General features: G+C 39.0%; 9 protein-coding genes. All 9 read left to right on the top strand.

Translation table 11 applies throughout. From position 1 onward, the window contains the following. Window positions 1-107 precede the first annotated feature (107 nt). The 9 genes from QF042_RS14070 (at window position 108) to QF042_RS14030 (ending at window position 13,974) form a co-directional block, all read left to right on the top strand. A complete protein-coding gene (locus tag QF042_RS14070; RefSeq protein ID WP_307529402.1) occupies window positions 108-554 on the top strand; it encodes a MaoC/PaaZ C-terminal domain-containing protein in 447 nt (148 codons plus the stop codon). A gap of 135 nt (window positions 555-689) precedes the next feature. After that, on the top strand, window positions 690-1,991 hold the full coding sequence (fucP, locus tag QF042_RS14065) for an L-fucose:H+ symporter permease (RefSeq protein WP_307529400.1): 1,302 nt from the start codon (window positions 690-692) through the stop codon (window positions 1,989-1,991). A gap of 106 nt (window positions 1,992-2,097) precedes the next feature. Continuing rightward, window positions 2,098-5,523: a glycosyl hydrolase gene (locus tag QF042_RS14060; protein WP_307529397.1), complete on the top strand. Its 3,426-nt coding sequence runs from the start codon at window positions 2,098-2,100 to the stop codon at window positions 5,521-5,523. Between the two features lie 3 nt (window positions 5,524-5,526). Next, window positions 5,527-7,551: a glycoside hydrolase family 127 protein gene (locus QF042_RS14055; RefSeq protein WP_307529394.1), complete on the top strand. Its 2,025-nt coding sequence runs from the start codon at window positions 5,527-5,529 to the stop codon at window positions 7,549-7,551. Between the two features lie 148 nt (window positions 7,552-7,699). Next, a complete protein-coding gene (locus QF042_RS14050; RefSeq protein WP_307529392.1) occupies window positions 7,700-9,127 on the top strand; it encodes a sialate O-acetylesterase in 1,428 nt (475 codons plus the stop codon). A 286-nt stretch (window positions 9,128-9,413) separates the two neighbouring features. Next, entirely contained in the window at window positions 9,414-11,555 is a 2,142-nt protein-coding gene (locus tag QF042_RS14045; RefSeq protein WP_307529390.1) for a DUF5703 domain-containing protein, read from the top strand. Window positions 11,556-11,665: 110 nt separating this feature from the next. Next, window positions 11,666-12,454, top strand: a complete 789-nt coding sequence (locus tag QF042_RS14040; RefSeq protein WP_307529388.1) for an SDR family oxidoreductase — start codon at window positions 11,666-11,668, stop codon at window positions 12,452-12,454. 122 nt (window positions 12,455-12,576) lie between these two features. Then, window positions 12,577-13,596, top strand: coding sequence for a zinc-binding alcohol dehydrogenase family protein (locus tag QF042_RS14035; protein WP_307529387.1), 1,020 nt, complete (start codon window positions 12,577-12,579; stop codon window positions 13,594-13,596). Window positions 13,597-13,779: 183 nt separating this feature from the next. Then, entirely contained in the window at window positions 13,780-13,974 is a 195-nt protein-coding gene (locus QF042_RS14030; protein ID WP_307529385.1) for a transcriptional regulator, read from the top strand. The last annotated feature ends 2 nt before the right edge of the window (window positions 13,975-13,976 follow it).

Here is a 13,976-nt window from a genome sequence, read left to right as displayed (position 1 = left end):
GAGAAATCGAAAACTCGCAATGACGGAATTATAATAATTAAATCGTCCTCGTTTATAACGAGGATGAACGAGAAAAGCGATTGTATCGCTTGCAAGAAACTAAAACTATGTATTTCAAATCAACATTTTTTGAAGATTATCAATTACAGGATAAACGTGTAACCTTAGGTCGCACCATAACAGAAACCGATTTTGTGGTTCATGCAGGTCATACCGGCGATTTCTTTCCGCACCATATGGATGCAGAATGGTGTGCAACACAACCGTTTAAACAAAGAATAGCCCACGGAACGATGATTTTTAGCATTGGGATCGGTTTAACTGCATCAGAAATTAATCCGGAGGCCATGAGTAAAGGATATGATAAACTGCGTTTCGTAAAACCCGTTTTCATCGGCGATACCATTCATTCCGAAATAACTATTTCAGAAAAAGGAGAGAGCAAAAGACCAGAATATGGCACCGTAACCGAGCACGTAGAAATCATTAACCAGCATGGAGAAGTGGTATTAGTATGCGACCATCTTTTGGTGGTGAAGAAAAAGGTCCATTAGTTCAATGGTCGGGCTGCCCTAGGCGACAACGTTAAAAACAACCAATTAACATCAATGAACGAATGACTAATATACCAATGACCTATTAATGAACCTATTTACAATCATAAATGAACTAACCAAACCAATGAACCAATGACTAATGAACCAATAAACACACAGTCAGAAATTATAACTGAGGGCGATTCGTCATCAGGAAAGAAATATTTATTACCATTCATACTCGTAATCAGCTTGTTTTTTCTTTGGGGAATGGCACATAATCTCGATTCGATTCTGATTCCGCATCTAAAAAAAGCCTGTAATTTAAATAATAAGCAATCGACTTTGATTGATACCTCGGTTTTCTTCGCCTATTTCTTAATGGCTATTCCAGCTGGAATGGTTTTGAAAAAATGGGGATATAAAGCTACTATGATTTCAGGTTTGCTGGCTTTTGCTTTCGGTGCGTTTTTATTTGTTCCAGCTGCCAATAACCTGTCGTACATTACATTTTTAATTGCGCTTTTCATTATTGGTTGCGGTTTAACCATGCTCGAAACTTCTGCAAATCCTTATGCTGCAGTATTGGGAGACCCTGCAAAAGCAACAAGCAGATTAAATCTTGCTGCATCTTTCAACGGACTGGCAGCAATGGTTGCACCAATGATCGGTGGACTGTTTATTCTTTCAGGTAAATCACACACTAAAGAAGAATTGGCAGCCATGACGGATGCAGGTAGAAACAGTTATTTCTTGGAAGAGGCCGCCTCAGTTAAAACACCATACATCACCTTAGGGATTATTTTATTGGTAATAGCTGCTGTATTTTACTTTATCCACCTTCCAGAAATTAAAACAAAAAGTATAGATGGCGAAGCTAAAGGGAGTTTTTTTGGCGCACTACGGCACAAACATTTAAAATGGGCGGTTGTTGCTCAGTTTTTCTATGTTGGTGCACAGGTTTGCGTAACCAGTTTCTTCATTAGAATGGCGCAACAGGGCGGAGGTTTTGATGAAAAAACCGCTGCATCATATTTGGTAGTTTATGGATTTCTATTTACCGCAGGCCGTTTTGCAGGAACAGCGCTTTTGCAATTTATATCATCAAATAAATTGCTCACCATTTATGCTATAATCTCCATTTTATTGTGTTTGGTGGCCATTTTAGGCAAAGGTTCTTATGTAGTTTATGCGCTGGGTGCAATAGGCTTTTTTATGTCGATTATGTTCCCAACCATTTTCGCGTTAGGAATAGAGGGGATAGGCGATGATACCAAGCCAGGCTCATCATGGTTAATCATGTCGATTGTAGGCGGTGCAATTTTACCGTTTGGAATGGGAAGTTTAATCGATATGTATGGAGATAATATTCAGATCGGTTACAGTATTCCGCTGGTATGTTTTCTGGTTATTCTCTATTTTGGCTTAAAAGGTTATAAAATCTCACACAAATAAATATAAGTCCGTCATTGCGAGGAGGAACGACGTGGCAATCTATTCTCGAATAAAGATTGTTTCGCAGGTTGAAAGCCACCTTTGGTATTTACAAGAAAATAAAAAAATGAAATTTAGGTTTAGCAAGATTGTAATATTCATTCTGTTGTCGTGCTTTTGCTTCGCGTCAATTGCTGGTGCACAACAGAACGAGAATGCAAAACCTTGGGTATTTTGGTATTGGGTAAAGGGGGCAGTTTCCAAAGAAGGCATAACGGCTGATCTTGAGGCAATGAAATCAAATGGTATTGGCGGAGCTTACTTAATGAGCATTCAAGGCCCGGATAAAACGCCAGCTTATAATCCGCCGGCAGTTCAGCTTACACCCGAATGGTGGAAAATGGTTGAATTTGCCATGAATGAAGCGAAGCGGTTAGACCTTAAATTAGGTATGCATGTGAGCGACGGTTTCGCACTGGCTGGTGGCCCGTGGATTACCCCAGAACTTTCTATGCAAAAGGTGGTATGGTCGAAGATAAACATCAGTAATTCAAATACTAAAATCACTTTACCTCAACCTGAATCAAAAGAAAGTTATTATAAAGATATTGCAGTTTATGCGTATCCTTCCCAAGTTGGCAATAACATTTCTACCAGAACGATTATCCCAAAAATTACGACAAGCAATGGTGCTGATGCTACCGGTTTAGTGCAACCGGGGAATAAAAAAAACTTCGGTTCAAATGAACCATGTTATATTCAATACGAATTTGAAAATCCTTTCACCTGCAGAACGATAAGCATTAAAATCAGCGGAAACAATTATCAAGCCCAACGTTTAGCGATAGAGGTAAGTAATGACGGTAAATATTTCCGATCCATAGGTAGGCTGGAAGCGCCCCGTCATGGCTGGCAAGATACCGATGAAGATGTAACGCATTCCATCAACCCAACCACAGCTAAGTTTTTTAGGTTCATTTACGACAAAAAAGGTTCAGAACCTGGTGCAGAAGATCTGGATGCAGCCAAATGGAAGCCATCACTAAAACTGGTTAGTCTGGAGTTATCATCAGAAGCGAAGATCAATCAGTTCGAAGGTAAAAACGGTTCAGTTTGGCGCGTAAGTAAAAGAAGTACCGAAGCGCAAATTGCCAAAAATGCATGTGTTCCACTAAATAAGATCATAAACTTAACCGATAAATTAAATCCCGATGGAACTTTAAACTGGAAAGTGCCAAAGGGAAACTTCACAATCTTAAGAATTGGCCATACTTCAACAGGCCATACCAATGCAACTGGTGGCGGCGGAATGGGTTTGGAATGCGACAAGTTTAATCCTGAAGCGGTCAAATTACAATTCGAAAGCTGGTACGGAGAAGCTTTAAAGCACGGTGGACCAGAAATCGCTCAAAAAGTTTTAAGTGTTTTCCATGTAGATAGCTGGGAGTGCGGAAGTCAGAATTGGTCTCCTTTATTTAAAGTCGAATTTTTAAAGCGCAGAGGCTACGATTTAACACCTTATCTGCCTATCATGACCGGATTACCGGTAGAAAGTGCAGCTGTATCAGAAAACTTCCTTTATGATGTCAGAAAAACCATCTCAGAATTGGTTGTCGATCAGTTTTATAAAACGCTGGCGCAATTAGCCAAAAAGAAAGGGGTAACCTTTACTGCTGAAAGCGTGGCACCAACCATGATGAGCGACGGTTTAATGCATTATAAAATGGTTGACATACCAATGGGCGAATTTTGGTTAAACAGCCCTACACATGATAAACCAAACGATATGTTGGATGCTATATCAGGAGCGCATATTTATGGTAAAAACATCATCCAGGCGGAGGCATTTACCACCGTTCGTATGGACTGGAACGAAAGCCCGGCAAATATGAAGACTTTACAGGATCGTAATTATGCCTTAGGAATCAATAAATTGGTGTATCACGTTTTTACACATAATCCCTGGACAGACCGGAAACCGGGAATGACCTTAGATGGCGTTGGCCTATATTTTCAGCGCGACCAAACCTGGTGGAAAGCAGGAAAAGCATGGATAGATTATGCAGAAAGAACGCAAAATCTATTACGGCAAGGAAAACCTGTTGTAGATATTGCCGTTTTTACTGGCGAAGAATTACCACGCCGTTCTGTTTTACCAGATAGGCTGGTAGAAACCTTGCCCGGTATTTTTGGTGCTGATGTAGTGGAAGCTGAAAAGAAACGTCTCGCAAATGTTGGTGAACCTTTAAGGCAAATTCCAGCTGGTGTTACCCATTCTGCAAATATGGCCGATCCTGAAAATTGGGTAAATTCCTTACGCGGTTATGCTTACGATAGTTTTAATCCCGATGTGTTAAGTACAGCAACTATTAAGGATAATAATATAGTTTTCGAGAGTGGCGCAACTTATAAAATTTTGGTGATACCGGGCAATATGAAGATGAACCCTAATTACCAGTATATGAGCTATTCAACGGTTAAAAAACTCTCGGAATTAATCAAGGCTGGCGCAAAGGTAATTGTTGCCGATAAACCTTTGTATCAAAATGGCTTAAAGCAAGTGAGCAAGATTGAGTTTGATAAAGTTGTAGAACAAATTTGGGGCGGAAACTTTGAGTCATTCAAAAATGGCGGTAAGCCAATTTATGCTAAAAAGCTTGGTTTAGGACAAATTTTCAAAGCTCCGTTTGAAGGTAATGATTTTACCAGTCTTGGTTTGGAAAAGGATTTAGATATCAACGAATTTCAGCCATTGCTAAGCTCCCACATTTTACCAACTAGAAATGTAGCATTTGTACACAGAAAAACTATAGATAACGATATTTATTTTATTACAAATCAAGAGAATAAGGAAAGGGAATTTAATTTTTCGTTTCGGGTGATTGGTAAAGTTCCTCGAATTTATAATGTTGTCACAAATAATAATATTGATTTAAAAAGTTGGTCGTTTAAAGATGGTAGAACTTATTTTAATCTAAAATTGCCAGCAAACGGTTCAATTTTCGTAACTTTTAGAGAGAAAACAGATTTAACTCAATTCAATGTTGGATCAAATTCTAGCAGATTCAAATCCATTCAAGATATTTCCAAATCATGGCAAACAAAGTTCGATACCGCTTATGCAGGTCCATCAAAACCTGTCATTTTTAATGAATTAGCCGATTGGACATTAAATGCCGATAGTTCGGTTAAATACTATTCCGGAACCGCTATTTATACGAAAAACTTCAGCTTCAACGGAGATCTTAATGATAAAATATGGATTGATTTAGGTGAATTCGCCAGTATTGCAGAAGTAAAGATCAATGGTATAAACTGTGGTACACTTTGGACTGCCCCACATCGGCTGGAAATCAGTAAAGCATTAAAGAAAGGCGATAACAAAATAGAAATCGAAGTGACCAATACCTGGGCCAACCGTTTAATTGGTGACAGTAAATTACCTGAAAATAAAAGAATTACGAAAACAACTGCGCCTTTCCGTTTAGAAGGTAAACCTTTAAATCCTGCAGGATTATTAGGGCCGGTGGTTATTCAAATGGAGGAGAAATAGGATATGAGTATGTTAAAAATTACCTTTTTTGTTGTTTTGTCTACAGTTTCGTTGTGTATAAAAGCGCAGGATAAAGCTTTGGTTAACACTTCAAATTCGCCTTATGCTAAATTGCACAGCATTAACATGACAGATGTAACCTGGACAAAGGGCTTTTGGGCAGATCGCTTTAAAGTGGCTACAGAAACCATGGTACCAAATATGTGGGCCATTTACAACGATCCCAAAATCAGTCACGCTTTTGAAAATTTCAAAATTGCAGCAGGATTGGATACCGGATCTCATTCGGGGCCATCTTTCCATGATGGCGATTATTACAAAACTTTAGAAGCCGTTGCAGTATTGTATGCCTCAACTAAAAATCCAAAATTGAACGCTATGATGGATCAAGCTATTGCAGTGATTGGTAAATCGCAGCGTGAAGACGGATATATTTATACCAAAGCCATGATTGAGCAACGGAAAACCGGTTCTAAAAACCAATTTCAAGATCGGTTAAGCTTCGAATCGTACAATATTGGTCATTTAATGACAGCAGGATGCATCCATTATAGAGCTACAGGTAAAACGACTTTACTTAATATTGCTAAAAAAGCAACCAATTATTTATATAATTTCTATAAATCGGCCTCTCCAACACTAGCGCGAAACGCCATTTGTCCATCGCATTATATGGGTGTGATAGAAATGTACCGCACGACAAAAGATCCGCGCTATTTGGAACTGGCCAAACATTTAATTGCAATTAAAGGTAAAATTGATGATGGAACAGATGACAATCAGGATCGGATTCCATTTTTACAGCAAACAAAGGCCATGGGGCATGCGGTAAGGGCAAATTATCTTTATGCCGGAGTGGCCGATCTTTATGCCGAAACGGGAAAAGACTCTCTATTAAATACCTTAAACTTAATGTGGGATGATGTAAATCAACACAAAATGTATATTACAGGTGGCTGTGGCTCACTTTATGATGGTACTTCTCCTGACGGGACTTCTTATAATCCCGCTGATGTTCAGAAAATTCATCAGGCATTTGGTCGTGATTACCAGTTGCCCAATTTCACTGCTCATAACGAAACCTGTGCGAATATTGGCAACGTACTTTGGAACTGGCGCATGCTGCAAATTACCGGTGATGCCAAATACGCCGATGTGATGGAACTGGCTTTACATAACAGTGTTTTATCAGGAATCAGCCTGGATGGTAAGAATTTTTTATACACCAATCCACTGGCACAATCGAATGATTTGCCTTTCAAACAGCGCTGGTCGAAAGATAGAGTACCCTATATCGCACTATCAAACTGTTGCCCGCCAAATGTGGTACGCACTATTGCTGAAGTAAGCGATTATGCTTATAGTGTTTCTGACAAAGGTTTATGGTTTAACTTATACGGTGGAAATAACTTAAGTACTAAATTAACTGATGGAACCAGGATTTCTTTATCAGAAGAAACGAATTACCCCTGGAACGGCAACATAAAAATCACCATGAAAGAAACAGGAAACAAGGCCTATTCGGTGTTTTTAAGAATTCCTTCCTGGACAAAGGATGCTAATATTACAATTAATGGAAAACGCGAAAATATTAAGTATACTTCGGGAACTTACGCCGAAATAAACCGTGTTTGGAAAAAAGGAGATGTGATCGAATTGAACCTTCCAATGGATGCCACACTGATCGAGGCCAATCCCCTGGTAGAAGAAAATAGAAACCAGATCGCTGTAAAACGCGGACCAATTGTTTATTGTTTAGAATCGACAGATTTGCCTGGAAAAAGTATTTTCAACGCTTTTGTGCCTACCTCAACTAAGTTCGAGGCAAAGTCCATCAATATCGATGGTGCTGAAATGATGAGTTTGGTAGGTAGTGCAAAAATAGTCGAACAGAACAATTGGAAAAATGTGTTGTACCGACCGATAGACCATAAAAACGAAGACATAGAAATAAAACTGGTACCGTATTTTGCCTGGGGAAACAGAGGACATTCAGAAATGTCGGTATGGTTGCCGGTGAGTAGATGATGTGTGGTCGTCATTTCGAGCGGAGTGCAACGCAGTCGAGAAATCTATAGTAGATCTCTCCATTTCGCTACGCTACAGTCGAGATGACGACTCTTTTACAAGATTCTATCAATTAATTGGATCAGATATTTAATTGTTATAAACAAAAATGAAACTAAAACTCTTCATATTCCTAAACCTCGCATATTGCCTCGTTGCATCGGCCACAGTTAAACCTGCATCCATCTTTACCGATCACATGGTGCTGCAGCAACAAAGTAGTGTGGCTATCTGGGGCTGGGCTAAACCCTCAACCAAAGTAAAAATCAATACTTCCTGGAACAAGCAAAACTATTCGGTTATTTCTGATCAGACTGGTAAATGGAAAGTTAAAGTTGCAACACCATCAGCTGGCGGACCTTATGAAATTGAACTTAACGATGGCGAAAAACTCGTTTTAACAGATATTTTAATTGGTGAAGTTTGGTTTTGTGGCGGACAATCGAACATGGAGATGCCAATGAAAGGTTTTAAAAGCCAACCCATAATTGGCTCAAATGAGGTGATTTTAAAATCATCAAACCAAAACATCAGATTGTATACCGTTCCGCGATCATCCATAATGGAGAGACAAGAAAACAGTAAACCTTCTCTGTGGAAATTAGCCGCACCAGAAACGGTTTCGAACTTTAGTGCTACAGCTTATTATTTTGGTTCACTGTTAAGCGAAATATTAAATGTGCCTATCGGGATCATCAACGATAGTTATAGTGGTTCAACTATTGAGGCATGGATGTCGCCCGAAGATTTAAAACCTTATCCCGAAATCAAGATTCCTTTAAAAGGTGACAGTATAAAAGAAGTTAGCCGCACTCCAACTACGCTATACAATGGTATGCTTTATCCGGTAATCGGTTATGGCATTAAAGGCGCAATCTGGTACCAGGGAGAATCTAATTACGAGCGTCCCGACCGTTACGAAGATCTGTTTCCTGCAATGGTTTCTTCCTGGAGAAAAAACTGGGATAATGGTGATTTCCCATTTTATTATGCCCAAATTGCACCGTACAATTATGCTCAGCTCCCACCAAATCATGTTGGTGCAAAATATAATTCAGCCTATTTAAGAGATGCACAGCGTAAATCTTTAACTAAAATACCAAATTCCGGAATGGCTGTTTTATTGGATATTGGCGAAGAAAAATCAATCCATCCGGCAAATAAGAAACAAGGCGGACAGAGACTGGCTTACCTGGCTTTGGCTCAAACCTATGGTATTAAAGGCTTTGGTGCAGCCAGTCCGAATTACGAATCATTAACCGTAGAAAAGAATACTGCTGTGATCAGGTTTCAAAACGTACCTAACGGATTAACTTCTTTTGGTAAAGAACTATCTTTATTCGAAATTGCAGGTGCCGATCAGAAATTTTATCCTGCTAAAGCTGTCATAAAAGGAAGCAGCATAACGGTTTCGGCCTCCGAAGTTAAAGAACCTGTTGCCGTTCGTTACGCATTTAAAGATTTTGTAATCGGCGATTTATTTGGAAACGATGGTTTGCCTGTTTCCTCTTTCCGTACCGATAACTGGGATAATTAATAATCGAATAATGATTTTTACCACAAAGACACAAAGGACACGGCGTATTTTGGCTAAGAACTTAAATGTTCTGATCTGTCTGATATGGTCAAAATTTTACCGTTTTAAACCTCCTTATACCTCAAATATCCTTAAATGTGTTAGGTGGTCAACAAACATACACCTAAAAAAACTAAACCTTTTCTTTGCGTTTTTAGTGTCTTTGTGGTTGATAAGCCCAAATACTTTTTCCCAAGAAAAAGACAATGTGGTTTGGACCTCACAAAGTAACCATTCAGCAGAATCAATGCCCGTAGGCGGTGGCGATATCGGCTTAAACCTCTGGGTAGAAAAAGGTGATGTTTATCTTTACTTATCACGTAGTGGAACATTCGACGAAAATAATACCTTACTCAAGCTTGGGCGTGTAAAACTGAGTTTAAGTCCGAATCCATTTGAAGGGAAAACCTTTAAACAGGAACTGCTTTTGAAAGATGGTTATGCCCGGATTTCAGGCAAAAATGCGAACCTAAGTGCTCAAATTAAGGTCTGGGTAGATGTATTTCATCCAGTCATCCACCTTGATGTAAAATCAAACCGAAAGATCATTGCCCAGGCCAGTTACGAAAGCTGGCGCTTTGAATACCGGGTAACCAAAGGCAAAGAAAATAACCAGAATTCGTACAAATGGGCACCTCAGGGCATTGTTAAAACATTTAAAGATGAAATAGCCTTTAAAAATAATGCGCTTCAATTCTACCATCAAAACAAAGCTGAAACCGTATTCGATGTTACCGTAAAACAGCAAGGATTGGAAGACAGAAAAGCTGATTTATTTAATCCTTTAAAAAATCTCATTTTCGGAGGCTCCATGCAAGGCCATAATATGGTGCCAGCTGGAAACTATGCCGGGATATACCTCAATACACCATTTAGAGCCTGGACTTTGAAGAGTAAAACGCCTTCCATTTCAAATCATATCACTATTACCTTAAACACTTTAAAAACAACATCAGTTAGCGAGTGGCAGAAGGATTTAAATGCTATAAAGAACAAAAACGACCAAAGAGCAAGTATAAAATGGTGGAATACATACTGGAAAAAGAGTTTCATTTACATCAGTGCTAAAGACGAAACGGCAAACCAATCTGCCAAAAACTATCAATTGTTCAGGTATATGTTGGGCTGTAATGCTTTTGGCAAATACCCAACTAAGTTTAATGGTGGCCTTTTCACCTTCGATCCTCAACTAACGGATAGCACGCTAAAATATACACCAGATTTTAGAAACTGGGGAGGAGGAACGCATACAGCCCAAAATCAACGCCTGGTATATTGGCCAATGTTAAAAAGCGGAGATTTCGACCTGATGAAACCTCAGTTCGATTTCTATCTGAACTTATTGAAGAATGCCGAAATTAGAACGGAAGAGGCGTGGGGACATACAGGCGCGAGTTTTACTGAGCAATTAGAGAACTTCGGACTGCCAAATCCTGCTGAGTATGGATGGAAACGTCCGTTAGATTTTAACAAAGGCATGGAATATAATGCATGGCTGGAATACGAGTGGGATACGGTACTGGAGTTCTGTATGATGATTTTAGAAACTGAAAGATATGAGGGCAAAAACATTGAAGAGTATCTTCCTTTGATTGAAAGCTCGCTTACTTTTTTTAAAGAACATTATACTTATTTAGCCAAACAACGAGGCGCAAAAGCTTTGGATGCCGAAGGACATTTGGTTTTATATCCAGGTTCTGGAGCAGAAACCTATAAAATGACTTACAATTCAACCTCTACAATTGCGGCTTTAAAAACAGTTCTGGAAAGATTGATTGCGCTGCCTTCTTTGTCAGAAACGAAGAAAGCCGAATGGGCAGCGATGCTAAAAACCATTCCTGCAATAAGTTTTAGGCAATTTGATAACCATACGACCATTTCACCCGCAAAGGTTTGGGAACGGATTAACAATCAAGAGAGTTCGCAGTTGTATCCTGTATATCCGTGGGGAATTTATGGCATAGGTGAACCTGGTTTAGATACGGCAATTAATACTTTTAAATATGATACCGACGTGTTGAAATTCAGAAGCCATATCGGATGGAAACAGGACAATATTTTCGCTGCAAGGCTCGGTTTAACCAATGAGGCTGCAGAGCTTACCACGGCGAAGTTAAAAGATTCAGGCAGGAGGTTTCCTGCATTTTGGGGGCCAGGTTTCGATTGGACACCAGACCACAACTGGGGTGGATCGGGTATGATTGGCTTACAAGAAATGCTGATGCAGGTTGATGAAAAGAAAATATATTTGTTTCCAGCATGGCCAAAAGATTGGGATGTTCATTTCAAGCTTTATGCACCATACCAAACCACTGTTGAAAGGGACTTTAAAGAATGGAAAATTAATAGATTTGAAAGTATTGCCGGAATCAAGAAAGGCAGATATTAAAATAATGATTAACTAAGAGGTAGCGTCATCCTGAACTTGTTTCAGGATGTTAACAATTAGACCCTGAAACAAGTTCAGGGTGACTACACACTACACTAACTAAAAGAAATATGGATTTACAATTAAAAGAAAAAGTTATTATCATCACTGGTGCTGCAAAGGGTATTGGTCGTAGTATTGCAGAAGTATTTGCCAAAGAAAATGCAATTGCAGTAATCGTAGGTAGAAAAGCAGAAGACAATCAGAAAGTTGTTGATGCTATAACTGCAAATGGCGGAAAAGCCGCTCAGTTTGTGGCCGAACTATCCAACCCCGACGATTGCGAAACCGTTGTGAAAAACATTGTAGGTCAATTCGGCAGAATTGATGGTTTAGTGAATAACGCAGGCGTTAATGATGGTGTAGGTTTAGAAAGTGGAAATTATAAAGACTTTATGGCTTCATTACATAAAAATGTGGTGCATTATTATTTGATGGCGCACCATGCTTTGCCAGAATTAATTAAAAGTAAAGGTGCAATTGTAAACATTACCTCTAAAACTGCAGAAACCGGACAAGGAAATACTTCAGCTTATGCGGCTGCAAATGGAGGAAGAAATGCCTTAACACGAGAATGGGCCGTAGAGTTACTGAAATATGGAATCCGTGTGAATGCAGTTGTTGTTGCCGAATGTTGGACACCCGCTTACGAAACCTGGATTGAAACTTTAGATAATGCCGAAGAAAAATTAAAAGAGATTACGACCAAAATTCCATTGGAAAACAGAATGACAACAGCTGAAGAAATTGCAAATATGACGGCTTTTTTAATGTCTAACAAATCAAGTCATACCACTGGGCAGATTATCCATGTTGATGGCGGTTATGTTCATTTAGACAGGGCTTTGGCAAACGCGTAATCACTGACAACGTCATTTCGAGCGGAGTGCAACGCAGCCGAGAAATCTATCTAAGCAGATCTCTCCATTCCACTGCGCTTCAGTCGAGATGACGATTTTTCTTATTCAATCATTAAATTACAATGAAAACCCTTACCTGTACAACACCTGGAACTTTCGAATATTCAGAAACAGCAAAACCTGAGCTTAAAAAAGACCATGCCATTATAAAAATTAAAAGAATCGGCATTTGTGGAACCGATTTACACGCCTTTGAAGGTACCCAACCTTTCTTTAATTACCCAAGAGTTTTAGGTCACGAATTATCTGGTGAATTGCTTGAAGCCGACGGAGCCGATAGTTTCAAAATAGGAGAGGCTGTTACTTTTATTCCATATTTTAATTGTGGCGAATGCATTGCATGTAGAATGAACAAACCTAATTGCTGCGTTAAAATGCAGGTTTGTGGTGTACATGTTGATGGTGGGATGCGCGAATATTTACAGGTGCCATCCAGAACACTTTTACATGGCGAGGGCTTGAGTTATGATGAGCTCGCTTTAGTTGAACCTTTAGCCATAGGTGCACATGGTGTGCGTAGGGCAGATGTTCAGCCTGGAGAATTTGTGCTTGTTATTGGGGCAGGGCCAATTGGTTTAGGTACAATGGAATTCGCAAGAATTGCCGGAGCCAGGGTTATCGCTTTAGATATTAATGAAGATCGTTTGGCTTTCTGTAAAGATAAACTAAAGGTAGCACATGTAGTTAATGCAATTCAGCCTGATGTAGTACAACAACTCAGCGATATTACCAATGGCGATATGCCAACGGTAGTAATTGATGCTACAGGTAATCAAAAGGCCATCAATAACGCCATCAACTATATGGCACATGGAGCAAGATTTGTTTTAATCGGACTTCAAAAAGGAGATTTAATTTTTAATCATCCTGAGTTTCATAAGAGAGAATCGACCTTAATGAGTAGCAGAAATGCCACTATTGAAGATTTTGAGCATGTAATCAAATCGATGAAAGCTGGTTTAGTAAATCCTACGAATTACATTACCCATCAGGTTAAATTTGAAGAAGTAAAAGACGAATTTGAAAGTTGGTTAGATCCAAAGAATGGGGTGATTAAGGCGATGGTTAGTATTGGATTGTAGATTATATTTTAATTATGCGTCATCCTGAACTTGTTTCAGGATCTATCATGCCGTACTACTTCTTAAAATAGATTGATATTTAACAATGGAGCATAATATTAAATGCATTTAAACCCATATATACAGCTATAACGAAAATACTTATATTTGTAATAACATTAAGTTTAACAATAAGAATCTGCAATGAAAATAGGTGATAGAGTTTCAATTTCTCCACAAGTTACCGATAGGACCGACTGGATTGATGGTGTTGTTATAGAAATAGAAAAGAACCCATTTGCTGGTATTGTGATTACAGCAAAATCAGATGATGGCGAAGTTTTCTTTGAAAAAGAAGATCTATTTAGATTTTTAGGTGAGGAAGCATGTACGCATTAAGC

This window comes from Pedobacter sp. W3I1, assembly GCF_030816015.1.
GTDB lineage: Bacteria > Bacteroidota > Bacteroidia > Sphingobacteriales > Sphingobacteriaceae > Pedobacter.
Note: the sequence above shows the minus strand (reverse complement) of the source record. Positions and strands in the feature narration are given on the sequence as shown.

Excerpts from the sequence above, each read along its gene's own strand:
- QF042_RS14070 (WP_307529402.1), top strand. The coding sequence starts at position 108 with ATGTATTTCAAATCAACATTTTTTGAAGATTATCAATTACAGGATAAA.
- fucP (WP_307529400.1), top strand. The coding sequence starts at position 690 with ATGACTAATGAACCAATAAACACACAGTCAGAAATTATAACTGAGGGC.
- QF042_RS14060 (WP_307529397.1), top strand. The coding sequence starts at position 2,098 with ATGAAATTTAGGTTTAGCAAGATTGTAATATTCATTCTGTTGTCGTGC.
- QF042_RS14055 (WP_307529394.1), top strand. The coding sequence starts at position 5,527 with ATGAGTATGTTAAAAATTACCTTTTTTGTTGTTTTGTCTACAGTTTCG.
- QF042_RS14050 (WP_307529392.1), top strand. The coding sequence starts at position 7,700 with ATGAAACTAAAACTCTTCATATTCCTAAACCTCGCATATTGCCTCGTT.
- QF042_RS14045 (WP_307529390.1), top strand. The coding sequence starts at position 9,414 with ATGCCCGTAGGCGGTGGCGATATCGGCTTAAACCTCTGGGTAGAAAAA.
- QF042_RS14040 (WP_307529388.1), top strand. The coding sequence starts at position 11,666 with ATGGATTTACAATTAAAAGAAAAAGTTATTATCATCACTGGTGCTGCA.
- QF042_RS14035 (WP_307529387.1), top strand. The coding sequence starts at position 12,577 with ATGAAAACCCTTACCTGTACAACACCTGGAACTTTCGAATATTCAGAA.
- QF042_RS14030 (WP_307529385.1), top strand. The coding sequence starts at position 13,780 with ATGAAAATAGGTGATAGAGTTTCAATTTCTCCACAAGTTACCGATAGG.